Origin of the sequence: Bdellovibrio bacteriovorus, from assembly GCF_048286975.1 — a bacterium.
Classification (GTDB): Bacteria; Bdellovibrionota; Bdellovibrionia; order Bdellovibrionales; family Bdellovibrionaceae; genus Bdellovibrio; species Bdellovibrio bacteriovorus_H.
On sequence record NZ_JBLVRT010000003.1, the window covers coordinates 23,006 to 48,445 of the forward strand.

27 protein-coding genes and 1 tRNA gene are annotated in these 25,440 nt (G+C 50.3%); 12 read left to right on the forward strand and 16 right to left on the reverse strand.

Going from position 1 to position 25,440, the window contains the following annotated elements; genetic code table 11:
* Window positions 1–208: 208 nt before the first annotated feature.
* From ACNQKP_RS10905 to ACNQKP_RS10915, 3 genes are all read right to left on the reverse strand, one after another.
* Window positions 209–284, reverse strand: a tRNA-His gene (locus tag ACNQKP_RS10905).
* 82 nt (window positions 285–366) lie between these two features.
* Window positions 367–1,350 carry a hypothetical protein gene (locus ACNQKP_RS10910; RefSeq protein ID WP_417864766.1) on the reverse strand — a complete coding sequence of 328 codons (984 nt, stop codon included), beginning with the start codon at window positions 1,348–1,350 and terminating at the stop codon, window positions 367–369.
* Window positions 1,328–2,149, reverse strand: a complete 822-nt coding sequence (locus ACNQKP_RS10915; protein ID WP_417864767.1) for a glycosyltransferase family 2 protein — start codon at window positions 2,147–2,149, stop codon at window positions 1,328–1,330. The genes ACNQKP_RS10910 and ACNQKP_RS10915 overlap by 23 nt, the downstream gene beginning before the upstream one ends.
* A 25-nt stretch (window positions 2,150–2,174) precedes the next feature.
* On the opposite strand from ACNQKP_RS10915, the gene ACNQKP_RS10920 reads away from it, so the two are divergent.
* Together ACNQKP_RS10920 and ACNQKP_RS10925 are read left to right on the forward strand one after the other, a co-directional pair.
* Entirely contained in the window at window positions 2,175–2,789 is a 615-nt protein-coding gene (locus ACNQKP_RS10920; RefSeq protein WP_011164208.1) for a hypothetical protein, read from the forward strand.
* 1 nt (window position 2,790) lies between these two features.
* Window positions 2,791–3,834, forward strand: coding sequence for a rod shape-determining protein (locus ACNQKP_RS10925; RefSeq protein ID WP_011164207.1), 1,044 nt, complete (start codon window positions 2,791–2,793; stop codon window positions 3,832–3,834).
* An 8-nt stretch (window positions 3,835–3,842) separates the two neighbouring features.
* Here ACNQKP_RS10925 and ACNQKP_RS10930 read toward each other — a convergent pair whose 3' ends face one another.
* Window positions 3,843–4,817 (reverse strand): aminotransferase class IV, encoded by a 975-nt coding sequence (locus ACNQKP_RS10930; protein ID WP_417864768.1) that lies wholly within the window; start codon window positions 4,815–4,817, stop codon window positions 3,843–3,845.
* Between the two features lie 127 nt (window positions 4,818–4,944).
* On the opposite strand from ACNQKP_RS10930, the gene ACNQKP_RS10935 reads away from it, so the two are divergent.
* Genes ACNQKP_RS10935 through tsaA form a run of 4 tightly spaced genes read left to right on the forward strand, consistent with a single transcriptional unit; the run spans window position 4,945 to window position 9,295 of the window.
* A complete protein-coding gene (locus ACNQKP_RS10935) occupies window positions 4,945–5,694 on the forward strand; it encodes a carbonic anhydrase (RefSeq protein ID WP_417864769.1) in 750 nt (249 codons plus the stop codon).
* On the forward strand, window positions 5,695–7,758 hold the full coding sequence (gene metG / locus ACNQKP_RS10940; protein ID WP_417864770.1) for a methionine--tRNA ligase: 2,064 nt from the start codon (window positions 5,695–5,697) through the stop codon (window positions 7,756–7,758).
* A complete protein-coding gene (locus ACNQKP_RS10945; protein WP_417864771.1) occupies window positions 7,758–8,534 on the forward strand; it encodes an RNA methyltransferase in 777 nt (258 codons plus the stop codon). The genes metG and ACNQKP_RS10945 overlap by 1 nt, the downstream gene beginning before the upstream one ends.
* Entirely contained in the window at window positions 8,519–9,295 is a 777-nt protein-coding gene (tsaA, locus tag ACNQKP_RS10950) for a tRNA (N6-threonylcarbamoyladenosine(37)-N6)-methyltransferase TrmO (protein ID WP_417864772.1), read from the forward strand. Before ACNQKP_RS10945 ends, tsaA begins: the two co-directional genes overlap by 16 nt.
* Before the next feature lie 6 nt (window positions 9,296–9,301).
* Here tsaA and crtY read toward each other — a convergent pair whose 3' ends face one another.
* Window positions 9,302–10,441, reverse strand: coding sequence for a lycopene beta-cyclase CrtY (gene crtY / locus ACNQKP_RS10955; RefSeq protein WP_417864773.1), 1,140 nt, complete (start codon window positions 10,439–10,441; stop codon window positions 9,302–9,304).
* 37 nt (window positions 10,442–10,478) lie between these two features.
* Here crtY and ACNQKP_RS10960 point away from each other — a divergent pair, with 37 nt between their 5' ends.
* From ACNQKP_RS10960 to ACNQKP_RS10970, 3 genes are read left to right on the forward strand one after another with little or no spacing between them, the layout of a single operon-like run.
* Window positions 10,479–11,300, forward strand: coding sequence for a sterol desaturase family protein (locus ACNQKP_RS10960; RefSeq protein ID WP_048349737.1), 822 nt, complete (start codon window positions 10,479–10,481; stop codon window positions 11,298–11,300).
* Window positions 11,297–12,160, forward strand: coding sequence for an ABC transporter ATP-binding protein (locus ACNQKP_RS10965; RefSeq protein WP_374028282.1), 864 nt, complete (start codon window positions 11,297–11,299; stop codon window positions 12,158–12,160). Before ACNQKP_RS10960 ends, ACNQKP_RS10965 begins: the two co-directional genes overlap by 4 nt.
* Complete coding sequence (locus tag ACNQKP_RS10970) at window positions 12,144–12,890, forward strand: ABC transporter permease (protein ID WP_417864774.1); 747 nt, start codon at window positions 12,144–12,146, stop codon at window positions 12,888–12,890. Before ACNQKP_RS10965 ends, ACNQKP_RS10970 begins: the two co-directional genes overlap by 17 nt.
* Here ACNQKP_RS10970 and ACNQKP_RS10975 read toward each other — a convergent pair.
* The 9 genes from ACNQKP_RS10975 to ACNQKP_RS11015 all read right to left on the reverse strand — a co-directional run bounded on the left by ACNQKP_RS10975 (window position 12,859) and on the right by ACNQKP_RS11015 (window position 20,901).
* Window positions 12,859–13,440 (reverse strand): hypothetical protein, encoded by a 582-nt coding sequence (locus ACNQKP_RS10975; RefSeq protein WP_011164197.1) that lies wholly within the window; start codon window positions 13,438–13,440, stop codon window positions 12,859–12,861. The two genes, ACNQKP_RS10970 and ACNQKP_RS10975, sit on opposite strands and share 32 nt — an antisense overlap.
* Window positions 13,437–14,351 carry a phytoene/squalene synthase family protein gene (locus ACNQKP_RS10980; protein WP_417864775.1) on the reverse strand — a complete coding sequence of 305 codons (915 nt, stop codon included), beginning with the start codon at window positions 14,349–14,351 and terminating at the stop codon, window positions 13,437–13,439. Before ACNQKP_RS10980 ends, ACNQKP_RS10975 begins: the two co-directional genes overlap by 4 nt.
* Window positions 14,351–15,838, reverse strand: coding sequence for a phytoene desaturase (locus tag ACNQKP_RS10985; RefSeq protein WP_080701368.1), 1,488 nt, complete (start codon window positions 15,836–15,838; stop codon window positions 14,351–14,353). The genes ACNQKP_RS10980 and ACNQKP_RS10985 overlap by 1 nt, the downstream gene beginning before the upstream one ends.
* The gene (locus ACNQKP_RS10990) at window positions 15,825–16,814 is read right to left on the reverse strand and encodes a polyprenyl synthetase family protein (protein WP_417864776.1); all 990 of its coding nucleotides are present in this window, start codon (window positions 16,812–16,814) and stop codon (window positions 15,825–15,827) included. Before ACNQKP_RS10990 ends, ACNQKP_RS10985 begins: the two co-directional genes overlap by 14 nt.
* Before the next feature lie 132 nt (window positions 16,815–16,946).
* Window positions 16,947–17,855: a LysR substrate-binding domain-containing protein gene (locus ACNQKP_RS10995; protein ID WP_374028280.1), complete on the reverse strand. Its 909-nt coding sequence runs from the start codon at window positions 17,853–17,855 to the stop codon at window positions 16,947–16,949.
* A 4-nt stretch (window positions 17,856–17,859) separates the two neighbouring features.
* Entirely contained in the window at window positions 17,860–18,426 is a 567-nt protein-coding gene (locus tag ACNQKP_RS11000) for a lipocalin family protein (RefSeq protein ID WP_417864777.1), read from the reverse strand.
* Between the two features lie 134 nt (window positions 18,427–18,560).
* Window positions 18,561–19,763, reverse strand: coding sequence for an MFS transporter (locus tag ACNQKP_RS11005; RefSeq protein ID WP_417864778.1), 1,203 nt, complete (start codon window positions 19,761–19,763; stop codon window positions 18,561–18,563).
* A 62-nt stretch (window positions 19,764–19,825) separates the two neighbouring features.
* Window positions 19,826–20,212: a cysteine rich repeat-containing protein gene (locus ACNQKP_RS11010; RefSeq protein ID WP_417864779.1), complete on the reverse strand. Its 387-nt coding sequence runs from the start codon at window positions 20,210–20,212 to the stop codon at window positions 19,826–19,828.
* 101 nt (window positions 20,213–20,313) lie between these two features.
* Entirely contained in the window at window positions 20,314–20,901 is a 588-nt protein-coding gene (locus ACNQKP_RS11015) for an exopolysaccharide biosynthesis protein (protein WP_417864780.1), read from the reverse strand.
* A 60-nt stretch (window positions 20,902–20,961) separates the two neighbouring features.
* Between ACNQKP_RS11015 and ACNQKP_RS11020 the strand changes: the two genes are divergently transcribed.
* Complete coding sequence (locus ACNQKP_RS11020) at window positions 20,962–21,237, forward strand: TMEM165/GDT1 family protein (protein ID WP_015090848.1); 276 nt, start codon at window positions 20,962–20,964, stop codon at window positions 21,235–21,237.
* Here the strand turns inward: ACNQKP_RS11020 and ACNQKP_RS11025 are convergent.
* Entirely contained in the window at window positions 21,234–21,773 is a 540-nt protein-coding gene (locus tag ACNQKP_RS11025) for a hypothetical protein (RefSeq protein WP_417864781.1), read from the reverse strand. The genes ACNQKP_RS11020 and ACNQKP_RS11025 overlap by 4 nt on opposite strands.
* A 264-nt stretch (window positions 21,774–22,037) precedes the next feature.
* Window positions 22,038–24,104, reverse strand: coding sequence for a sodium-translocating pyrophosphatase (locus tag ACNQKP_RS11030; RefSeq protein ID WP_417864782.1), 2,067 nt, complete (start codon window positions 24,102–24,104; stop codon window positions 22,038–22,040).
* A gap of 200 nt (window positions 24,105–24,304) precedes the next feature.
* Between ACNQKP_RS11030 and ACNQKP_RS11035 the strand changes: the two genes are divergently transcribed.
* Window positions 24,305–24,835, forward strand: coding sequence for an RNA polymerase sigma factor (locus ACNQKP_RS11035; protein ID WP_417864783.1), 531 nt, complete (start codon window positions 24,305–24,307; stop codon window positions 24,833–24,835).
* Window positions 24,832–25,353: a hypothetical protein gene (locus ACNQKP_RS11040; RefSeq protein WP_374032759.1), complete on the forward strand. Its 522-nt coding sequence runs from the start codon at window positions 24,832–24,834 to the stop codon at window positions 25,351–25,353. The genes ACNQKP_RS11035 and ACNQKP_RS11040 overlap by 4 nt, the downstream gene beginning before the upstream one ends.
* Window positions 25,354–25,440: the final 87 nt, after the last annotated feature.

The window sequence follows — 25,440 nt, forward strand, 5'->3', positions numbered from 1 at the left end:
TGGGGATAAATTCAATTTGGATGAAAAAGATCAGGTTCAAAACACAGTCAGCGTAAGTCAGCCTTTTTTAGCCGTAAAGTCAGCGTATGAGTGCTGTTTCATCGTGTTGTTTTGTGTTGCATGGGCAAACGAGAAGAAATCTATTCGATCTGAGACTGTTTTATGATTTCAAATACTTAGATTTTTGGAGATTTTAAAGAGAAAAAAATGGGGTGAGTAACGGGGCTTGAACCCGCGACACTCGGAATCACAATCCGATGCTCTACCAACTGAGCTATACCCACCACAAAGGAAGATCTTTTATAGGGCCTTGCCAAAGAAAGTGCAAGCACGAAAATGGCCCCGGAACACAGATTTTAAAAAGTCCTAGTAATCACAAGGGCCTACGACCACCTGCGCCTTACAGGCACTGCCCCCTTTTTCGGCATCAAGAACCGTTTCTTCAGCCCATTCGCCATTGGCGTTACACCGATGACGAACGCAAGAAACCCCTTCAACCAATACCAGGCAGGCTTTCTTTTCTTTCTTGGGATTATTTAAACACGTCCACGAGCACTCATTAAAGCGACCGGCAGGCTTTTCACAGATGGATCCGGATCTTTTGCTATCCGCTTTGACCTTGGCTGCGCGCGCTTGCTCGGTGGCCTGCTTCTTCCGGCGCATTTTCTCGGCCTCGCTGGCCTTGGAAAGCTCTTTCATATCAATCGCCGTCACCGAAGTCAGACGTCCGCGAGGGATTTTTCTCCCCTGCAAAAGGATGTCATAGGCGATTTCTCCGCCTTCAATCACCCCTTGAAAGCCGACTTGTTGGCCACTTTGAACCTTTGCCGAGTCTTCACCATTGAGGGCGGAAAACTCCATCGAACCTTCAAACATCTTCACGCCGGCAAAAGCTTTGGCCGGATCCATACTCAAGACATAGTCCCCGGCAGGAGCGATAAATTCGAAAATATCAGAACGCACGGCCACGTTGTAGGGCCCCTTGTCTTTTAAGGACTGATTCCAGTGAAGGTGACCGGATTTCAGATTCAGAACTGGGGCCTCGCCCCCCTCCCAGCTGATCACGGGAATGACAAGCTCACTACCACCCAAAACAGTGAAACTGCGCTTTTCATCAAGTTGTACTTTAACTTCCCCATCCAGAGATGTTTCCAGAGTCGCCTTTTCCCGCAGAGTCGAAGCGCCGCGCAGAGACAGACGTTTGCCGTCTTTCCCCGTCACCCAAGCCTGGCCGCGAACTTCACGAACTGCTGGATACTTGGGAGGAGTCGCAAAAACATGGGAATCCACCAAAGTGATCCCCGCCAGCAAAAGAACAGAAAGAAGACTATTCAGACCTTTTGTGAACACGTTCCATCTCCCACTGTTTGGCGAACTTCAAGAACAGCGAATACGCGGCTCCAACGGCGATCACAAAGCCCGGCATCCCATCCATAAAGCCGCGCTTTACAAAATAGGTCTCGATAAACTTACCCCAGGGCTTAAAGATCAACTTGAAGTATGAAAATTTCTTGCCTGAAGCCGCCAGCTGCTTTGCTCCCAGCGTGGAGTAACGGTCGTTGGTGATAACCTGATCACTCAGCCCATCAAACACCCAATGCAGCAGGTCCCGCTTCATCTTGAGCATGCGTTTAACTTCCACTTTTTCGTGTACGTCCGCGGAATTCCACTGGGAACGGGCTTTATTAAACAATCTTAGTTGATAGTCAGGGTACCACCCGCCGTGCTCGATCCAGCGCCCCAAATGAAAAGACTTTCGCGGGAACAAATAGCCCGCATCAGGATCCAGCGAATGGAAACTTTCATACAACTCGGATGCAAGCTCAGGGCTGAGAGCCTCATCAGCATCCAGGGACAAAACCCAAACATTCCTCGCCTGGGCGGTAGCGAAAGCCTTCTGTGGACCAAACCCTTTCCATTTTTCCTGGAACACCCGGGCGCCGCACTTTTCAGCAATCTCAACGGTGCGATCCGTCGAAAAGCTGTCGACCACGACAACATCGTCAACAAAGGGGGCCGAGCGAATGCAGCGCTCAATGTGCGCCTCTTCGTTCAAGGTAATGATCACGAGGGAAATGGGAAGTTTCGTCACGGAATCAGATTCTCTTTGGATCAAGGTCTTGTCAAACGATTCACGACTCGATACCATTTTTTGAATCGAAAGGCTTTTATCCATGAATTTTGCTAAATACTTCGTTTTCGGACTGTTTCTAACCTCTCAAGCGCATGCTTACCTGAGCATCGCGGAATCCGGCGAGCTTTTGGCTCCTGGCAAATATCAAGTGGGTGTTGAGCCTCAGCTTTTGACCAACAAAGGTAATGGTGCCAACTTCAACGTGTTCTTTGATACGGCCCTGAGCGATTCTTCCAGCGCACGCATCAGCATGGGCGCTGGGGCCGTGGATTTTAACACTTTTGCCAGCGTTAAATGGATCCCGATCCCTGACGTGGACAATCAGCCTGCGATGGGCCTTCGTGCTGGTGCCGGCATTGCCCGCGATGAGGACGAAAACCTGATTCAATTCCAGTTTGCCCCCCTGGTCAGCAAACGCTTTGACACAGAATACGGATTGACCGTGCCTTACCTGGCGGTGCCGTTTACATTCCTGAACACCAAAGACGAAAACTTCGTTGCTTCCAACCTGGCGTTGGGAAGCGAATTCCACTATGTTGATTGGAAAGAAGTAAATATGGGCGCGGAAGTGGGCATTGACTTGAACAAGTCTTATTCCTACATCTCCCTTTATCTGACATTCCCATTTGAAAGCCACAAAGGATTCGGGAAGTAATATGTTTTCATGGTTCTTTAAGGACGAAACCGGAACAGCTGCAGATCTATACGTAGATTTGGGGACTGCCAATACACTCATCGCAGCTCGTGGCAAAGGGATCATCCTGAATGAGCCCTCGCTGATTGCTTACCAGCAGACCAGCCCCGGGAAAAAGCGCGTGATCGCCGTGGGAAATGACGCCAAAGAAAAGCTGGCGAACAACCCGGGCAGCATCTTTGCGCAAAAACCAATTCGCGATGGCGTGATTGCCGACTTTGAAACCTCCGAAGTGATGCTCAAACACTTCCTAAGCCAACCGGGCGTCAAAGGTGCCTTTTCCCGCCCGCGCGTGGTGGTGTCACTTCCTTACGGCGTGACTGAGGTAGAAAAGAAGGCCGTGATTGAATCCTGTAAAGCGGCCGGCGCAAAAGAGGTTTATCTGATCGACGAACCGATGGCGGCCGCGATTGGATCCGGCCTGAATGTGAAGTCCGCAGAAGGCAACATGATCATCGACATCGGCGGCGGAACCACAGAAGTGGCTGTGATCGCTCTGGCTGACATCGTTTATTGCGAAGCCGCCCGCGTGGGTGGCCACCGTCTGGACGATGCGATCATTGATTACTTCAAAAAATACAAAAAACTGATCATCTCTGACACCACGGCCGAATACCTGAAGGTCACTATCGGAACAGCTGTTCCGAAAAAAGACATTCGCAGCGTCTCGATTACGGGTCGCGATGCTGACACCGGCATGAACCGCACAATGGAAGTCAGCTCCGAGGACGTGGGTCTGGCAATGAACGGTTGTATTCAGGAAGTCATCAATGCGATTCACCGCGCGCTGGAACACACTCCACCGGAATTGGTGTCTGATATTATCGAAAGAGGTATCACACTTGCTGGCGGTGGCGCTTTGATTCGCGACTTTGACCTGCGCATTCAGAATGAGGTTCGCCTGCAGGTTCGCATCGCGGATGACCCGCTGACGGCAATCGCCAAGGGCGGCGAAGCAGTCCTGAGTGATCCAGAACTGCTCGATAAGATTCAGTTGGAAGTTTAGAACTTTCGCTAAAATTTCACGGGGGTCGTTTTCGGCCCCTTTTTCATATCCTCGCGCAAAAGTTGCAAAAGCTTAAACGCGAGCGGTCCTTGTTTGCCCTCGCCGATCTGCTGACCTTCATATTCGGTCACCGGCAACACATCCAAAGTTGTTCCGATCATCATGGCTTCGGAAGCACTCAAGATGTCCTGCTCGGTCAGATCTTTTTCCTGGATGGACTTTAACTCCCCCGCCGCCAACAGGCTTTCAGCCAGATCAAAGGTGCGCATCATGGTTGTGCCCTTCAAAATCTGACGTAGTTTTGGACGAAGCAGGTTTTTGTCTTTATCAATCAGAACGATGTTTTCCGTGCTGCCTTCCGTAATAAACCCTTGCGGATCAATGCCGATAGTGAAGTCGATCTTGCGATCCACACTTTCTTTTTTCATCATCACATTCGGAAGATAGTTGCAGGTCTTAATCCGAGCCAGCCACGGGTCTTTTGGAATGACTTGGCTGCGCCCGACCTTCACGCCCTTCAAGTACTTTTCATCTGTGAACGGCGTAAACGACGTCACAATCAAATACATCTGCGAGCTGATGGAATCGTAAGGATTTGTCGTAAAATACCCCGGACCACGGGAAATATACAGACGCAAAACTGCATAAGGCGCGCCGGCAATGCGCGTGGTTTCCAGAATGATCTTTTTCATGTCTTCCAGGCTGTGCGGCAGACTGATACCGATCTGCTGGGCGGAAGACTGCAGACGCTCCAGATGCTCTTGCATCAAGAACACCTGACCATCCACGACTTTGATCGCCTCAAAAACACCATCCCCGCGGTGCACAAGGTGATCATCCACCGGCACCATCATCAGCCCCGGGTCTTTAATCACCCCGCCATACCAGCTGCTGTACATCGCCAGATAGCTGCCTTGAGCCTGGTATTGTCGCTTTAAAAGTTGAGCCTGAACATCCGCAGAAGAAAGAATGGGTAGATTCATAAACGTCCTTATTAAAAAATCACCGTTTCATTCTAGATTCACGTCGGTTCGGCGTGAAGTTTTTTTTGTTTTTAATTTGACCATTCCCAAGGGAGGTCCTGACAATAAGACATCACGGAGGACGTCAATGCAAACCAATCTCATTATCGGGCTTCTTGCTCTGAACCTTACAGCCTGCGCATCTTTCACCAGCCATCGCGAACCCAATCAGGAAACGAAAGTGACCCTGAAAGACGGCAAAGGCGGCGTTAAAGAGGCCCCGGCTCAAGCCACCAGCACTGGCGGCGAAAAAGAAATGACCCGTGTTGAGGTTGGCAGCGATGCTGAAGCACAAGCTCACGCCACGGAAGTAAAAGAAGCCGTTGCCGCTGCTGCTCAACATATTCAAGACACTCATGGCAAAGCTCCCCGTGAGGCCGGACCAGTGCCTGCCGAAAAAGCATTTGGCTGGCTGAAAAACGGCAACACTCGTTTTGTGCGCGGCACCTTCCGTAATGACGGCGCCTCGGCTGCCGACCGCCGCCGCGTAAGCGCTTTGCAGCGCCCGCATTCGGCAATTTACACCTGCAGCGATTCCCGTGTTTCGCCTGAAATCGTATTTGACCAGAAATTGGGTGAAATCTATGTGGTTCGCACAGGCGAGCTGATTCTGGACAAAAATATTCAGGAAAGTCTTGAGTATTCTGTAGGCACTTTGGGCACCAATCTGGTGGTGATCATGGGCTCGGACTCTTGCGGTGATCTGACGGCGGCGGAAGGCCTTGCCAATGAACTGCTAGAACGCTCCGCAATCCTGCGTGACGCTGTGACCTCGGGTGATGTAAAGATAGTGAAGGCTGTCTACCATCTGGAAGCTGGAAATGTGGAGTTTCGATAAATGAACGACAAACGCAAGATTCTGATCACCTGTGCTCTTCCCTACGCAAACGGATACATTCACCTGGGTCACCTGGTGGAGTATCTTCAGGCCGACTTCTGGGCCCGTTTTCAGAATATGCGTGGCAACGAATGCGTCTTCATTTGTGCGGATGACACTCACGGCACCCCGATCATGGTGAAGGCCCGCGAACTGGGCATCACTCCGGAAGCTTTGATCGCACAAAGCTATAAAGAACACACCCAGGACTTTGCTGATTTCCAAGTTCAGTTCTCGCACTTTGGTTCCACCAATTCGGAAGAAAACCGTCTGCTTTGTGAGCACTTCTACAAAAAAATGCAGGAAGGCAACCACACCCGCAGCCAGCCGATTCAGCAGATGTACTGTAATCACGACAAAATGTTCCTGCCGGACCGCTTCGTAAAGGGCACCTGTCCTAAGTGCGGCGCCAAGGAACAGTACGGTGATTCCTGTGATGTGTGTGCTTCGACTTACTCCCCGAGCGACATGAAGGACGTTCACTGTTCCCTTTGCGGGACAGCTCCGGTGATGAAAGATTCCGAGAGCATCTTCTTCAAACTGAACGACTTCAAACAGTACCTGGAAGAGTGGATCCCTAAACACTGCTCCCCTGAAATCTCCAAAAAGATGCTGGAATGGTTCAACGAGGACCTGAAGGATCTGGATATTTCCCGTGATGAGCCTTATTTCGGCTTCGCGATTCCGGGCACCAACAATAAAAAATTCTTCTATGTTTGGGTGGATGCTCCCATGGGCTACATGTCCACCACCGAGCAATGGGCGAAATCCCAGGGCAAAACCCTGAAAGACATCTGGCAGGACCCAAGCCGTGAAATTTATCATTTCATTGGCAAAGACATTGCCCGCTTCCACACCATCTTCTGGCCGGCATTCCTGAAGGCTGCGGAATTCCGCTCGCCTAATCAGGTGTTCGTGCACGGTCACCTGATGGTTAATGGCGAGAAAATGTCCAAGTCCAAAGGGACGTTCATCGCCGCAAGAACGTATCTGAACCATCTGAACCCGGAATATCTTCGTTATTACTATTCCACCAAACTGTCGAGCTCTGTGGATGATATCGATTTGAATCTGGAAGACTTCACCAACCGTGTGAATTCCGAGCTTGTGGGTAAAATCACAAATCTGGGTTCCCGTGGTGGCCAGATGCTGAAAAAGAAAATGGACGGCAAAATGAGCGTGCCGGATGCTGAAGGCAAAAAACTGATTGAGCACGCTCAAAAAACGGCTGAATCCATCGCCGCTCATTATGAAGCCCGCGACTTTGCCAAAGCATTGGGTGAAATCCGTGGCCTGGCTGATGACGCCAATAAGTACTTTGACGAAAAAGCCCCTTGGAAAACCCTGGAAACTGATCCAGAAGGCACCAAGCAGGTTATCACCACCACTCTGAACATGTTCCGAATGCTTGCGATTTACCTGAAGCCGGTCTTGCCATTCTATAGCCAAAAGGTGTCAAAACTTTTGGGTGAAAAAGACTATGTGTGGTCTGATCTGAACACGGTTCTTACCAACCGCGAGATCAATGACTATGAACATCTGGCAACCCGTATTGAGGCCGACAAAGTCAAAGCCATGGTCGAGGAAGGTCGCAAGATCAACGAAGAGATTCAAGCGGCGAAAAAAGCGGCTTCCACCGCAAAACCAGCGGCGGCTCCGGCCCCTGCTGCAGCTGCGACAGCGGGAGATCGCCCGGCTGAAATCGAATTTGCTGATTTCGACAAAGTGGATCTGCGTATCGGTCAGGTCATTGAAGCTGAAGAAATCAAGGAAGCTGACAAACTTTTGCGTCTTAAGATCGATATCGGCGAAGGCCAGATCCGCCAGATCATTTCCGGCATCAAAGCGGCTTATAAACCAGAACAGCTGGTGGGTCGCAAAGTGCTGGTTTGTGTGAACTTGAAACCTCGCAAAATGAAGTTCGGCATGTCTGAAGGCATGGTGTTGGCGGCAGGAACTGGTGGCAGCGATCTGTTCGTGCTTTCGGCGGATGACGGAGCCCAGGTCGGCCAGAGAGTAAAATAATGAATCTTTCCATTCAGGATAAAAAATCCCTCGAAGAAATCCATCAGCTTTTTCTGAAGCTGGAGAAATCCTCGGGGGATTTTTCTTTTTCCGAGACAGAACTAAAAAAACTGAAAACTCTAATTTCGGCTTTGTCTGTTTGTGAAAATCCTGATGTTTCCCGTCTGGCGCCCTTGGAAAAACACCTGACCCCTGGCATGACGCTGAAACATTTCGTCAGCTATGCCATACCTTTTGAGCGCCTTTTACATAAAAACCTGCAGGACGATGAATTCTTGGTGGTTGAAAACGACCGCGAACAAGCTGAAGGCAAATTGCCGTTGGTATTTGTTCTGGACAACATCCGCTCTGCCTTCAACGTGGGATCCATCTTCCGCACCGCCGAGTGCCTGGGGGCTGAAAAGATTTATCTTTGCGGCTACACCCCGCTTCCGACCCAATGGAAAGTCGAAAAGACCGCCATGGGGACTCAAGAATACCTTGCTTGGGAAGAGGCTCCGAAACTTTTAGAGTGCCTGGAAGAGCTGAAGGACGAAGGCTACCGTATTGTCGCCTTAGAGACCGCAGCCAGCGCTTCAGATCTGTTTGAAAAATTTGAATCCGAACCTACCGCCTTTGTTTTGGGGAATGAACGCTTCGGCCTTGATCCGGAAGTTTTAAAGATCATCGACGAAGTCCGCATCATCCCCTTGCGCGGGCGCAAAAACTCCCTGAATGTCGGCGTTACCGCGGCCGTGGCAGGCTTTGAATGGATGAGACAATGGCGACTGAAATAAAGTTTACCGCCATCGGCACTTTCAAAAGTCCTCAGGTGCATCCCTACGAAGCCGGACGCCAGCCGGATGAGTTTCACTCGCAAGGTGTGATTGAACTTGAACCCGGCCACAATTTTGAACAAGCCCTCACAGGCCTTGAAGGTTGTGAGCGCATCTGGGTGGTGTTCTTGTTTCATCATAATGACCACTGGAGCCCGATGGTGCTACCCCCACGCGGTGGCAATACCAAACAAGGCGTGTTTGCGACCAGATCCCCGTACCGCCCCAATCCCGTGGGCATAAGCTGCGTGAAAGTTAAATCCATCGACAAACTTAAAATCCATGTGGAAGGTGCTGACCTTTTGCATGGCAGTCCGATTTTGGACATCAAACCTTATGTGGCCTATGCAGATTCATTCCCCGGTGTGGAACCTGCGTGGCTGAAAAATGCTGAGCGCTTTACCATAGATTATTCAGTCGAAGCCAAACAGGAACTGGAATGGCTGGAGCTTCACCAGGTACATCAACTGCGTGGATTCTTGCAGCATCAGCTGGAATTTGAACCGGATAATTCCCGCAAGAAGCGCGTGAAACCCGAAGGTTCAGGATTTGTCATCGCCTATCGCACCTGGCGTGCACGGTTTGAAATTCAGGGCCACCACGTCAGTGTGATCAGAATTTTCTCCGGGTACACCGAAGAAGACCTGAACACCCCCGAGGACACTTATCAGGACAAGGCCTTGCATCGCAATTTTCAAAAAAACTTTCAAAAGAACTTCTGAAGCAGCTTAGAACAAACTCTTGAGGGCACGCCAGACTGAAACCGGAGGCTTGCCACACAAAATGCGCACTTGATCCAAAACCGTCAGACGGCCTTGGTAAAAGCGCTCAATCAACGCCTCCGAAAGCTGATAAAATCTTTCAAGTATCACGTATCTTTTTTCCGGGACGGCTGCCAGGAACATCATACGATTCAGGATTCGCAGATAATGTGCTTGCTTTTTATAATTCAGCTGAAGCGCTGGCAGAACTTCCCCCCAGGTGTCCAGAGAGCTTTTGGCTAATGCCTGAACGCAGGCCACGGTCTGTGGGAAGGTATAGCCCGTTACCGGTTGATAAACACCCGAAGCAGCACCAAGACTTAGTGGGCCGTCTGAGGGACCACCCCCCACAGGCACATCATAAAGATCCAGAGGCAGACAGCCCACCTCTTGCCTGATCACGGATTCAGTGACCCAGCCTTTACCGACAATATAATCAAGAAGGCCTGACTTGAGTGCTGTCACATCCAAATCCGGAGTATTGGAGTAATAAGTGTCTTCAACCAGAAGTTCGGTTTCACTCCAGGGTAAAATATAGACAAATCGATAACCATCCACCTGCGGGACAAGAACATCTTTCAGAATCACATGGTTCAACCCGTGTGGCTGGGACAGCTTCACATCCAAACCAACAAATTTCTGATACCCACGTTTCACATCAGCAGCAGCCCCCCAGCCACGGGCATCGATCACACACTTGGCGCGAAACATCCTGCCATCAAGCAGGGTCACTGAATCGCGGCGCACTTCCTGCACCGAAGCTTGAAGCAGAATTTGACTGCCGTGCTGACCAAGAAGCTTTTGATGGAAATCCTGGGCTTTGATGGAGCAATAAGAGCTCTGAATCTTTCTTTGATATCTGGGGAAACGAACTTCATAGGCGGGCCACGTTTTTGAGATCAAGGGCTGCAACCAAGTGGCGTCGGCAGGCACGTCTGAGCCATGAAAACTCCAGGTGTGATTCCCACCCAACTGTGTTCCCCGCTCAAGCAGCAGGACTTTCAATTCGGGTTGCTCTGTACGCAAGGCCTGCAACAGCAGTCCCCCGGCCAAGCCACCGCCAACAATAAGGCAATCCCAAATATTATCTTCCGCCTGAACAAACATGTTTTACAAATATCGTGCTTTAAGATAGCAATCAATTATGAACCACTTCGAGAAGTATGAATCGTACATTCCCTTCGATCTATTGGTGCCGCAGAACTTTTTGCTTGCAACATTAGCCCTGACTTCGGTGGTTTTAATTCGCTATCTGGCTTTGACGACCTGCTTCTATGTCGCCTTTTACAGAAAAAGCTGGCCCTGGGCCAAAAGCCGACAAATCTACCCCACTTTGCCTGACAAAAAAATTCAGCTTTTCGAAATCAAATGGTCGGTCATCAGTTCAGGAATATTTGGATTGGGTGGAGTGCTGCTGGGCATTTTGTGGCAAACCGGATGGGCGCGTTTTTACCTGCCCCTGGATGAATACGGATGGGGCTACTTACTGCTGAGCGGTTTTATACTGTCGCTGCTGCATGATTTTTATTTCTATGTGACTCACCGGGCTTTGCATATTCCATGGCTGTACCGCCGCTTCCATGCGGTTCACCATGCTTCACTTCAGCCTTCCCCGTGGGCGTCCTTTTCTTTTCATCCGGTCGAATCCATTATCGAAGCCCTGCCACTGCCTTTGATCTTGTTGTTCCTGCCCCTGCATCCGCTGGTTCTGCTGGTCTATCTGACTTTGATGACCCTGTCGGCAATTGTGAATCATTTGGGCTTTGAGCTTTTACCGCGGGGATCGGCCAGACATCCGCTGGGAAAATGGCTGATCTCAGGAACCCATCATTCAGGTCATCACCGCTATTACAAATACAACTTTGGCTTGTTCTATACGATCTGGGACCATCTGCTGGGGACCCAGCATCCCGCCTATGAGGCGCAGTTTATGAAAAACACCGGCGAAACGGATCAAAGCACGTGAGATCGCCGCTTATCTCTATCGCCAATCTTAAAAAAAGCTACGGCGCCAAGGTCGCCTTGCACAATGTGGGCTTTTCGGTGGAGCCTTCGCAAATTGTGGCTCTGTTAGGACCCAATGGCGCGGGCAAAAGCACAACCCTGAAGATATTGCTGGGCTTACGAAGCGCCGACGAAGGGGTCATCCAAAAACCCGACAAGTCCCTGATTGGATATGCCGGACAGGAAATTTCGTTTCCGGCTCATTTGAAAACCATCGAAGTTCTTCGTCTGGTTAAGGCACACTATGACCGCGGGCCCTCCATCGACCAGATGGCAAAGCATTTTCATTTGTATCCATTTTTACACCGCCAGATGGGGGGACTTAGCGGCGGCGAAAAGCGCCGGGTCTCGCTGGCTTGCGCGCTTATTGGAGCCCCGCAGGTTCTGGTGCTGGACGAACCCACCACGGGTCTTGATGTTGAGTCACGCATTCATCTGTGGCAGGAAATTCGCAATTTTGCCCAGGATGGCGGCGCGGTCCTGCTGTCCACTCATGATCTGAATGAAGTTTCCCAGGTGGCCCACCGAGTGGTCATCATTGATCATGGAACTGTCCTGTTTGATGGCCCCACCGCTGACATCACCCGCAGTTTAAAATTCAAAACACTGAAGTTCCGCGCACCTGAAGCCCCGGTTTCCGGCCTTATTGACGACTGCTTCAGCGAGGGACATAGCCACCGGGTGCTGACCCAGCACACTGAGGCACTGCTGAAAGAACTGATCAACAATGAATACTTCCTGGAGGATCTGGAGGTTTCTTCGGCCACTCTCGAAGAGGCTTTTATTCATTTAAGAAAGAAGCATCATGAAAAAGCACCTTAAGCTGACACTGCTGCACACTTACTATCAGTTCCTGGAGCTTATCCGCCAACCCATGTACCTGCTTTCAACCCTGGTTTTCCCCGCAATGTTTTTCTGGTTCTTCGGTGTGCCGAATGCACAAACGGAAGCCGCCGCCGCCATGCTGACTGGATCCTTTGCCTGCTTTGGAGTCCTGGGGGTGGTGCTGTTTCAATTTGCCATCGGCATTGCCCAGGAAAAAGGAACCGCCTGGTCTCATTATCTGCACATTCTGCCTTTGCCAAAAATCCTGACGTTTTTACCTAAGGTGCTAAATGCCCTTTTTGTTTCTTTGCTGTCGATTGCTGCGGTGGTGATTGTGGCGATGATGACGACACCATTAAACTGGCAAGAGCTTCCGTGGATGAACTTCCTTACCAGTCTGATGCTGGGCTCGGTTCCGTTTGCTCTTTTGGGCGCCTGCCTGGGTTATTCGGCCAGCGCCAAATCCATTGTTCCCCTGGCAAATCTGGTTTATCTGCCGCTGTCTTTTGCGGGCGGACTGTGGATGCCACCCCAGGCTCTTCCCAAGGTTGTTCAGAAGATATCGGAATACCTGCCCACACGATTTCTGGGCGAAGTGGTCTGGGCTTCTTTACTGGATCAGACCACGAACTCGAAGCACGTCTGGGGACTGGTGCTATACGCCGCCCTGTTCCTGGCGGCGTCGCTGTTTCTATTTAGAAAAACCCAAGAGCAAGAGTTTCGTTAACACCCTGATAGCCTTCGCTGTACCACTGCCACCACGCCAGAATCATGATCAGATGGCCGACGAAAATAAAAAAATGACTCCACATTTCGACTCGGTCCGAGTGCTGAGCCAAATAGCGGTACCAGTGCAAACCTTCATCAATCAAAGAGTAAACAATACTTAACGAAACCAAAACCAAAGCCGGAATTCTTAAGAACACCGGAAAGTGATAAGCCATACACAGAACCAAAACACTGGTGATACCGGCAAAAATCGTGATGTGATGAACCAGAGCTTCGGCCTTTTGCAAAAACTCTTTATAGATCGTGCGATGTCCAATGGTATCAAATGCAATTGCCGTGGAGAAAATAAAGATCCCCAGTGGAATATTGTAAACATATGCAGGGAAATTAACGCCGTTGACGTGCCCCACGCCGATAAACAGAGTCACCACGGCGAAAAGCCCATACATCATTCCGACCCAAAGCACATACACGATCCAGTCCTTCAGACTGAATTCGCGAACCCGGCTGGCATATATCCATGTCTCTTTAACAAAACTGGTACTCACTTCAAACTCCAAATCCTGGCTGGCGGACGCACAGCCTCTGTCGACTTCAAAGACCACCACACCTGTGGCACAAAGTACTTTGCCGTGGACCCGATCAACACTATCTTTTTCCAAAAGCTCACATGAATCCGCCGGGTCAAACCACGGTCAGAATCCCGGCGTATCAGCTCACCAATGTATGAATACACTTTAGCCGCAATCAAAACCGCCCAGCAAGAACGGAGTGACAAAAACCGCAACCCGGCGAAGCCTTCCGCATAAAGTTCATCTGCTCTTTGCAGCAGACGCTCCTGAATCGTTACCAAAGACCCGCGATGTTCAGGCTGAAACAACGTGGTCTCGGTCATCCCGGCTTGTTTCAACCATTCTTGCGGTAAATAACAACGCCCCAGATTTGCATCCTCACGTATGTCCCGGCAGATGTTTGTCAGCTGCATGGCATTCCCCATCGCGATGGCATGCCTTAAAGCCTGATCAGAACGAACACCCATAATATGACACATCATCAATCCCACAACACCAGCCACGCAATAGCAGTATTCTTCCAGATCCTGCAAAGTCTGGTAGCGCCGATTCTGCACATCCATTTCCATCCCACGAAGCAGATCCAGGGGATACTGTGCGGGAATATGATGCGCGGAAAGAACATCCCTAAGGCCCCGGAACGGAAACGGCATCGCTGCTGGGTCCTGCGGCAAAGACCGGGTCAACTGAATCAGCTCATGCAGTCTTCGAGGAGCTGTCGACACCGAGGCCCCGTCGATTTGATCATCACAATACCGGCACCAGGAATAAAGCTTCCAGGCCGACAGCTTCTGTTGCTTTGAAAAGAACAAAGAAGCCAGGGCAAAACTTTTTGAGCCTTTTTGGATGCTCTGTTTATGCAGCTCCAGATCCTGGTTCGGCGTCATCAAACAAGGTCCTCAACAACCAAACCGGCTGTGGCTTTACCAGAGTTCACAACCCCTGGGACCCCGGCACCGGGGTGTGTCCCCGCCCCCACAAAGTACAGTCCTTGAATCTGCGAATCCTTGTTGTGCTGGCGGAAGTAGGCACTTTGAGTCAGTTTTGGTTCCAGTGAAAACGCCGAGCCATGGAACGAATTCAGCTCTGTGGAGAAATCCTCAGGGGTGAATATTCTTTGGGTCACGATATTTTCCCGCAGCCCCGGCATGTATTTTTCTTCCATGTATTTCAGGATCTTTTCCGCATAGACCGGACCTTCTTTTTTCCAGTCGATATTCATCTTGCCCAGATGCGCGACCGGAGCCAGAACATAGAAGCACTCATGCCCTTCCGGCGCCAGATTCGGATCGGTCAAACTGGGCACATGCAAGTACAGCGAAAAATCATCCGGCAAAGTCCCGTTGCTGAAAATATCCTCCAGCAGCCCTTTGTAGCGGGGGCCGAACAGAACATTGTGATGGGCCAGATGCGGATACTTTTTCTTCGTGCCAAAATAGATCAGGAACAAACTCATGCTGAAATCTTTGTTCTGCATCTCTTTGGATTTTTTCGCCGCCAGGGGTTCTTGACCCAGCAGATCGCGGTAGGTGTGCACGATATCGCCATTGCTGACCACGGCATCACATTCCCAGACATCCCCTTGAACAGTTCTGATGCCTGTGACTTTACCGTCAGAGGTCAGAATCCGCGAGATTTCACTTTGGCAGCGGATCTCACCACCCATTTCAGTAAAGTAGCGCACCAGCGCCTGCACCAATGCTCCGGTCCCGCCGCGTGGGAAGAACACGCCCCAGTTTCTTTCCAGGAAATGAATCAGGGTATAAATAGCCGACGTGCTGTAAGGGTTCCCCCCGACCAGCAGGGAATGAAAAGAAAACGCCTGGCGCAGATGATCGTCTTTGACGTACTTTGAAACCACTGAATAAACACTGCGATAGGCTCCCAGACGAAGAAGCTGCGGGGAAACCTTCACCATGCTCCAAAGATGCAGGAAGGGTGTTGCCACCAGTTTGGTGTAGCCCTCGTTAAAGACCTCTTCAGAATATTTTAAGAACTTCTCATACCCCTTGGCATCGTCCGGGGATTTTTTCTGAATCTGTGCATAAAGTTCGGCGGTATTATTGCTGTAATCAAACTTGTAACCATCATCCCACAGCAGGCGATAAAATGGCGAAACAGGAATCATCTCAACATAGTCGGACATCTTTTTGTTTTTCAGGGCAAAAAGTTCTTCCAGACATTCCGGAGCGGTGATCACCGTCGGTCCGGCATCAAAGGTGAATCCCTTGTCCCGGTACACATAGGCCCGGCCACCAGGCATATCCCGCTTTTCAAAAATACGAACTTCAAAGCCCGCGGCCTGAAGACGAATGGCGGCACTCAATCCACCGAATCCACTTCCAATTACTGCAACTTTTTTATTCATAGGCATGGACAATTCTCTCTGTCAGGTTTTTTAGTAGGTTTAGTGTCTGGGCATTCTCAAGACCGGCAAAAGACGCTTTCAGTCTTTCTTCCATTTCACGATGAAGCCTGAGGGCTTCTGCGTGGGCGCGTTTTTTCAGATCCGCACTTTGCACGAAACTTTCCAACGCATGAGTCTCGGGCAAGAATTCCAGGCAGTCTTTGAAGGCCCGGATTTCAGCGCTGTCCCCGCACGAGGCCAGAAACATCCAAATCCAGGATGGACGGCCCAGCTTCAGATCTTCCAGCGCCTTGCCGTCAGTACAGTTAAATTTCAAATTTCCAAGATCATCAAAGCGCTGCAGAGACGATCCCAGCTGCATTCCCAGATCCCGCAAAAGCTGAAGGTCCGCCTGCGCATCTCCGATCAGGGCGCCCACCTGCAGGGCCAGCGCCACCAAAGCGCCGCTTTTCAATGAATGACTTTTATGAACTACTTCCTGAATCTGCTCAGCTGACAGAGTTTTCATGTTCGCCCCCAGATCCAGCGCCTGGCCCAGGTGGGCTTGGTGCATGGCCTCGTGGGCACAGCTGATGATTTTCAATTTAACAGAATCATCCACAGCAAGAGCGTGCAATCCCTTTAGGGCCTCGAAATACATCCAGTTACCCAGATTCAGGGCCGGCCCCACTCCGTACAAACGATGGGCGGTAGGCCCGCCTCGGCGCTCCTGACTGTCATCCTGAATGTCATCAACGATCAATGAACCGGCATGGATCCATTCAAGGACCCTGGACAGCTCGGCGATGACGGACTTTTGTTTTTCAGTAAGCGGAGCTCCCTTTGAATAAAGCCTGCAGCCCAGTGAAACCAACTCGGCCCGAAACTCTTTTTTGGGACGAGACATGAATTCCCGGGCAGGTTCGTGCAAAAACGTGCTCCAACACTGCTCAACACTCGATGCAGAGCTCACTTGAAGAGCTGGAGAAAGAATCAAATTCACTAGACTAACTCCTCAAATTTTTACCCCGGGGCCAAAGTGAGTAACTAAAGTAACTCCGTGATGATGTCATTAAAATATAAAGCACACTTTATTGGGGCATCTCTATTATGCAAACCATGTTAAATGACATTTCTACACTTTCAGCAGACCTTTTAACTGTGTTTGCCACTGTTTAAAAAGTCGCTGGCTGATCTTGTCAGAACGAACTGACAGGTAAATTTTGGATTCAACCAAATCCAGCCCGCGCACCTTCAGACTTCGAATCAAACCGGCTTCCTCATACTTTCGGGCGATGATATTGGGTATCAGCGCCACGTTGTTAGAGTGCTGAACAATCTCAATGGCGGTCAGGGCCGTTTGCATTTCATGCCCCATGATCCGCTCATTGCGGGGAATGGGGAAGTTGTCGGCTGCCTGAGCAATCGCCCGTCCATTCCAGTAAGCAGACCGGGCGAAGGGAAACTTCAAAAGCTCCTCTTTCGAAACCGTGCCCTTCAACTGATGGTTTTTACCGACATACAGATTCCAACTCATCGCGCCCACTTCCGCCGCGCTCCAGGTCTGAGGCCATTTGATTTCTTCCAAATGAAGGGCCACATCCAATACCCCTTCCGTGGCGGTTTGGCGCAATTCTTCCGGCGATAAATCCATAAACCGCAGCAGGGCTTTCACTCCGGCGGACTCCAGACTTGTAATCATGACTCCGGAAAAAAACACATTCATAAAGCCGCGACCACCCACCGTGTAAGTGGTCGACGGCGCCAGAAACTGGGACTTTCGGGGGATAAAGTCCTCGGATTTTTTCAAAAGTTCTTTGGCCTGAAGGCTTACATAAGAGCCTTCAGCCGTCATGATATAGCCGTGGGAAGACGTCTTGATTATCTCAAACTGCAACTGATGCCCGACGGACTTTAGAACCTTGGTCAAACGCGGCGGTTCAACCCCCAGCGAACGGGACAGGGACCTTAAGGACTTATGGTCCGGCAGTTCCGCCAAAAGCATCAGATCAAAGAATGAAATTTTCGAAAGACGTTTATCCATCACCCTACTTCACAAATTCACAAAGAGGCGTGCGCTGACTTAAGCCGCCGTCCTGAACCGATGTCAGAATGGAGCACGTGTCGTAGCCCAGAGTTTTTAATTTTTGTTCGGCCGCCAGGAACACCTCCCGGCTTAGAGCTGGCTGACGTGAAAGAATCCACGCATACTGAAGCGTCGGATCACCAACCACCGCATAAGAATAATCAGGAGCCAGATCAAGGATCCAATAGTCTCCACCGAAGCCAAAGACCCAGTCGATGATTTTAACAAACGTCACCTTCAGCTTGGCGTTGCTGTCGCTATCAACAACTTTCGCCCGGCCTTCGGCGACGGAGCGATCACCGCTCTTGGTGTCACAGGAATTCAAAACCTGGATCATGCCCTCTTCCGCCACCGAATACTCGGCGGTCGTGTTTCCAACACACTGTTTTTGAAACACCATCGGAATGCTGGCAACCTCGTGCCACTTACCCAGATACTTGTTCAGATCCACAAAGGGAACTGTTGCCGGTGCCGCCCAGCCCGTTGAAACAAAGCCCAGAACAAAAACAGAAAGAATCAGATTTTTCATAAAAGCTCCTTTTCTATTGAAGCTGTTATAGACAGAATCCCCGGGCCTGCCTATTGTAAATAGGAACACGCCTATTTCCATATTGGAAACACCAGTGCGCCCCGTCTGGCAAGACGTTCAGCGGCATTTAAAGATTAAGAGGCTTTTTCGGTCGAAAGACCTTCACCAAGGCGTTCGGAATTGCCCAGATGATTGCGGACATAGCGATAAAGTGGATAGAACCCCGCGCCACGTACAAGGGATCCCAAGATAAAAACAGCATAATAGCTGGATACTTTTTCACCGAAGACCCACAGCACTTTGCCGCCGATATAAGTTCCCAGAATGATCGCCAGGGAATTCAAAAGATTGTACACGGTCAGCATCGGCACTTTTTCGTCGTGTTTGATGTCTTTAAAGAAAATCAAAGACAAGCCGACTTCCACAAAAGCCCACGCCATGCCACTGATGAACTGCAGGAAGAAAATGAAATACATGTCACTGCTGACCGCCCACATCGCCGGCAGCGGCACAATGGCGCCCGCACCGAACACCAGCAGGTTGAAACCGGAAGCATTCTGGCGGAACCGGTCAATCAAGGTCAGAGTCAGAATTTTTCCGATGAACAAAACCCCGATCGCCGTCATATAGGCGCCATAGTCCATCTTCACCTGCGCCAGCATGTACGGAGTGACAAACGGCGACGAAACAAAAACCGCCGCCTGAAACGGCGCCAGGTAAAAGAAAAACTGGCGTTTGGATTTGTTCGCCCAAAAGACTTTCCAGGAGGCACGGAAACCAAGCTTTGGTTCCTTGTTCCAGGCAGGGTCAAAATACTGCGATGAAAGAATGAACGATGAAATCAGACGGCAGGCAAAAGCAAACACAAAGAGCATCGTGAAGACCGACGAGAAAGGTCCGATCTCAACATTGTTGTGCAGGGCCACACCGCCCCCGATCAGTCCGAGTAAAATACCGATCTGCGAAACCCGGGCGCGTTTGGCAAAATAGCGACTGCCCTCTTCAACCTGCACCAGACGGCCCATCCAGTAATTCCACGCGGGTCCCGCGGCAAAGCCCGAACCCCAGTACAGGGACAAAATCAAAAACAACATCCAGAAGTTCGGCGCTTTCGTGGCCGAAAAATAAATCAAAGGAATAAAGGTCAGAGCCTGCAGCGTGGCGGACGCCACCACCCAGTTTTTATGAGATCGAATGCGCTGCAATCCGCGCGGGGTGATCAGCTGCAGGAACGCTCCGCTGACAATGGGAAGCGTTGAAAGAATGCCGGCGAAGATTTCGCCCATGCCGATGGATAAAGAATAAGCCGGCAAATAAGTTTCGCCGGCTCCAATCATCAGTGAACAAAGAAAAGCGTCGAAAAGACTAAGCCTCAGACTTCTTTCGCGCATAGATTTCTTTATTTACCCTTTCTCATTTTCTTGTGCGCATCTTTCATGTTTTCCATCTGCGCTTTGCAGTCTGCAGACAGTTCATCTTTGTGTTCCATCATGCATTTCATTTTTCTGCCCTTGCCCATGGAAACATTCGCACAGAATTTCTCGTGATCTTCGTGACACGCATCTTTCATTTCGGCCGCGTGGTCCTTCATCTTTTCAAACTTTGCTTTGCAGTCGGCAGAAAGTTTGTCTTTATTGTCCATCATGCACTTCAGGACACGGCCTTCACCGCGTTCAACAGTACCACAAAGTGTTTCACGATCCTTGGCACAGACATCGTTTGGCCCTTTGGCCACTGCGACATTTGCAAAGCAGGCGACCAGAACAGCTGCTAATAGTTTTCCCATAAAGTACCCCCTATAGATACTCATGTTAGAGCAGCAGCCGGAAGCACACAAAGAGCTTGAGGTCTTGTTGGTCCTTTCTGTGAAGCTGGACCTAAGGGAAGTCAGACAAGTTTGATAGCTCCCAGAGCCAGCGTTGCAAAGAACGATGCAACGATAAGACACCACAGGTAGCTAAAAAGGATAAAAACACCGTCTTTTTCCATATGGCCGATAGCGCACAGAATGATCCCGACGGCCGGAACGGTGTTGGAAAAGGGAATGGGTAACGGCAAAGACAAAAGCACTGCATTGCCGACGAAGACAATCAGATTCAGGATGCGGAAAAACCACATATCGTGGAAGAAAGTCAGACGCTCTTTGACGATCTGGGAAACGTAGGTCCAGATCTTTTCTGCCACCTCAGAGACCTTGATCACCACTTCAGAGGACAGCTTCACATTTTCAAAACGTTTGGGAAGCCAGGGAGGTTTTTGCAGATAAAGGAAGAAAGCCACCACCGAAATCATCATCCCCAGGGGCGTTGAAAGACCAGGAATGGGAATAGGCTGCAGAAACGGCAGACAGAAGAACAACACCAGCATGGCGTGGCCTTCTTCTCCGAGCAATTCGAAGACTCTTCGCAAAGTGAGGTGTCCTTTGGAAGCTTCTTCCTGCAAAAGATCCATGGCGGTAATAAATCGACTTTTCAAACTTGCCTTCCCTCACCTATCCTTTTATCACTAGGTTTTCATTTTTCGAACAAAGGACCCATGATGGATTGGAAGATTTTTGCCAGCACCTTTATCACTATATTTTTGGCTGAAATGGGAGACAAGACCCAATTTGCCGCGTTGGCTGCATCTTCACAAACAAAGTCGACCATGACCGTGATGCTGGCCGTTGTGTTGGCCTTGGGTCTTGCCGGAGCACTGGGAGTGATCTTTGGAAAGTTCCTGGGGACCATGTTGAGCCCCCAAATCATGAAATACGTTTCTGGCAGTTTGTTTATTCTGGTCGGAATCTGGGTTCTGGCAGCCAAGTCCTAAAAAAGCGTATAACCGCAGTACTCGGCACGATCCGTGTCGAGTCCCGTCATTGAATTCATAATTCGAAAGCGCGCTGTTTTTCCAACCAGCTCCGGCGAATTCACCGCCTGAGTGAACTGCAGCTGCAGGTAGCGGCGTCCGTTATCCTGAATCACGAATCCTTCCCCCACTCCGTTCAGCTTCACCAGTCCACTGTGACTGTCGACACTGAAACGCGACTGCAGCCTTGTATCAAAAGCCACATCATCCAAAGTGAATTCACGATAGCGCATATCAAAGGTGTGATTGGAGTGCAGATATAACTCCTGCTGCGAATGCAGTACGGCTGCGGGATCCGTCCACATTTGCGTTCCCGCGGCCACCAGCAGACTGAAAGACAGATCCCCTTGAGCGCAGTCACCCTTGGTCTGATAAAACATGTCAGAAGGAATGTCGTGAAGAACTTCGGACGGACCAATCATCGATTCAATGCCGCCGCAGGAAGAAAGCAGTAAAGCCAAGAGTGTTCCATAAAGTGCAAGTTGTGGTTTACGCATACTTGTTTATACGATCTGCCAAGCAGGCTTGTCACAAGTTTGGTGTCAGAATGGCCCGAGGTCCTGTGGACAAAAAAAGAAAACCCCACAAGTGTTAGCTTGTGGGGTTTGAATTGCAACCAAGAAGAAAGTCCAGCTACGCCTCCTCGGCAGAGCCGGAGTCCAGCTACGCCTCCTCGGCAGAGCCGAAGTCCAGCCTTCGCGACCGCTTACACTCCGGCAGTGCCGGAGTAGCGGCGCTACGGCCTCCTGCGCTGCCGCGCCTTAGCCGCCGATAGTAGCGATCAATTGAGCGATCAACAAAGATACGACGGACATAACTTTGATAAGGATCGCAACGCCAGGACCGGAAGTGTCTTTGAACGGGTCACCGACAGTGTCACCAACAACCGCTGCTTTGTGAGCATCGGAACCTTTTGGATGACCTGGAAGGCCGCCTTTTTCGATGTATTTCTTAGCGTTATCCCATGCACCACCCGCGTTCGCCATGAACAGGGACATAGTTGCACCGACAGCCAAACCACCAGCAAGAAGACCTGCCAAAGCCTGAGGCCCCAACAAGAAACCAACTGCCACTGGAGCAAGGATCGCGATCATACCTGGCAGGATCATTTCGAACAATGCAGCCTGAGTTGCAATGTCCACGATCTTAGCAGGTTGTGGTTCCGCTTTACCTTCACGAAGACCTGGGATTTCTTTGAATTGACGAGCGATCTCTTGAACGATTTTCTGAGCCGCTTTACCAACCGCAGTCATTGTTGTAGCACCCACCAGGAATGGAAGGATAGAGCCCAACAAGATACCGATCAGAACGCCGGAAGAAGTCAGATCCAAAGACATTTTAGCAAGACCCGCGCCCTCACGAACGTGGTTTACTTCCATGTTGAATGCAGAGAACAATGCCACAACTGTCAGGATCGCAGAACCAATCGCGAAACCTTTACCGATAGCTGCCGTTGTATTACCAACCGCATCCAATTCGTCAGTGATCGCACGAACTTCTTTGCCCAGACCGGACATTTCAGAGATACCACCCGCGTTGTCAGCGATTGGACCGTAAGCATCCACAGTCATTACAACTGCAGTACCAGCCAACATACCCACTGCCGCCATTGCGATACCGTACAGACCCAAAGCCTGATCAGCCACGTAAGCTGCGATAACAACGATCAACATTGGGATTGCTGTGGATTCCATACCCACTGCCAAACCACGGATCACACCAGTGCCCGCACCAGTCAAAGCTGCTTCAGCAACCAGACGGATAGGACGAGCCGCTGTGTAGTACTCAGTGATCAAACCGATCAAAGCACCACCGAACGCACCTGCAGCCAATGCCACAGTCACACTCTGATTGATGCCGAACATCGGAAGGATGATGTAAGCAGCGATAGTCAAAAGAATTGGAGGGAAGATCAAAGCATTACGCAATACAGTTGCAGGCTTGCCGTTTTTGAACGCGCGAGCAGCAAAGATAACGATGATAGAGATCACCAGACCCAAAGTGGACAACAGGATCGGCAAAGCAACACCGGCAATACGCACAGTTTCTGCATCCGCACCAGTCATCAAAGCAGACAGACCTTCTGCAGGGATTGTCAAAGCAATCGCCATAGCAGAAACGATCGCAGCAACCATGGACTCATAGATGTCTGCGCCCATACCAGCAACGTCACCGACGTTGTCACCAACGTTATCGGCAATAACACCAGGATTACGAGGATCGTCTTCAGGGATGTTTTCTACAACTTTACCAGCGATGTCGGCACCCACGTCCGCCGCTTTAGTGTAGATACCACCACCGATACGCGCAAATAGAGCGATAGAGGAAGCACCCACTGCGAAGGAGTGAAGGATTGTGCCAAGGTGAGCATCACCCTGGAAAGCAACATACAAACCACCAAGACCGATCAAACCAAGACCTGCAACGGAAAGACCCATTACAGCGCCGCCGTCCAAAGCAACCAGCAATGCTGCCGCTTTAGAACCGCCAGCTGCGGCTTGAGAGGTACGAACGTTGGCATAAGTTGCCGCCTTCATACCGAAGAAGCCCGCAAGCAAAGACAGGAACGCACCCAGGATGAAGGATCCTGCTGCGATACCGCCCAAGGCGAACCAAAGAGCCAAGCCTACGACGATTGCGTAGACGAAAAGTACCTTGTACTCACGCACAAGGAACGCCATAGAACCTTCGCGCACGTAGGACGCGATACGATTCATTGTCTCATTGCCCGCTGGTTGTGCCTTCACGCGAAGGTACAGAGCCAAAGCAACGATCAAACCAACGACCCCTGCAATTGCAGGAGAGATCAGCAAAGATTCACTAAACATGTTGCACTCCGTTTATGATTTCTCGTTTTAATTACGAAGGCTTAGAGTTACCGCGTCTCATTACATCGAGTCAATCTGGGAGGGGGCCGTAGCAGTTGAATTTGCGCCGCATTATGCTCAACGATTGGGCATAATTCACTTCTGCCGCCCTTTTAACGATGCATTGCTTTCCTAAAAAGCTCAGCGTACCTTCAGGGAACATGAATGACTTGAGTGACGAGGATCTATTAATAAAACTTTCTGAGGGCGAACGAAAAGCTCTGGATATCCTCTATCTAAGACATTCGGGCCGAGTTCTGAGCTATGCCCTGAAAAGACGCCTGTCGCAGGAGCGCGCCGAGGACCTGCTGCAAATCGTGTTTTTACAGATTTACCGCAAAAAACACCTGTACGACCCCAAGCACTCGGCCCAGGCCTGGATTTATGTCATCACCCGAAGTGAGCTAAAAGACTATAGAAATCGCGAAATCAAAGATTTCCTCGAGTGGGACGATTCCCTGTCACAAACATCAGAGTCCTCTCCTATACTAGAACAGAAGGACGAGGCCGAAGCCCTGTTGCAGGACCTGAAGCCCCGGGAGCAGGAAATCCTGCGCCTTCGCTATCTGGACGAGATGGAATACAACGAAATCGCGGCCCTTTTGCAGGAGTCCGAAAGCAACATCCGCCAGATTGTTTCGCGCAGTCTGAAATTCTTAAGAGGCCAAAAACCGAAAGGAGCGTCGAAATGACCGATATCAAAAAAGACTTTGAATCATTTGCTGAAGACAGCTCCCCGGCTGGCTCCTCTTTTGTCTTGAATAAAATCAACAGCACTCTGCAAGCCGAACTGCCATCACCATGGAAAGTGGCCGGCAAACTGGGGATTGCCCACACTGTGGCAACATCCCTGACTCTAGCCTCCTGTTCGCAGTTTGGTGTGACCCTGTTTAACACCGGTCATGATCTGATGCATTCGTTTATGAATATCAGCGAGACTTTCTGTCACAGCTTGTGTGGTGCATACTATCTGGCGGCCACTTTCCTGCTGGCGCGAATGATATTGAATCGCGAAGAGTGGCTGGTGCTTTTGAAAAACCGCACGCTGAGTATTGCCAGTCTGGCTTTGGTATCTTTGGGAGTGTTCTCGTCCCTTAGTCACGAAGTCACTTGGGAAAGTGCGCTGTTATGGTTCTTTGGCGCCGCCTTGGGGGCCGAACTAATGACCGTGCGCAAGCAGGCACTCAAAAGACTCCTTCACGATATTTAATTCAATTAACGAGTCAGGAGCTTATTTTTGCTCCCCCACCTGGGGGAAAAGTGCGTCTCATACCTGAACGTCATTCTTAAAAATCTG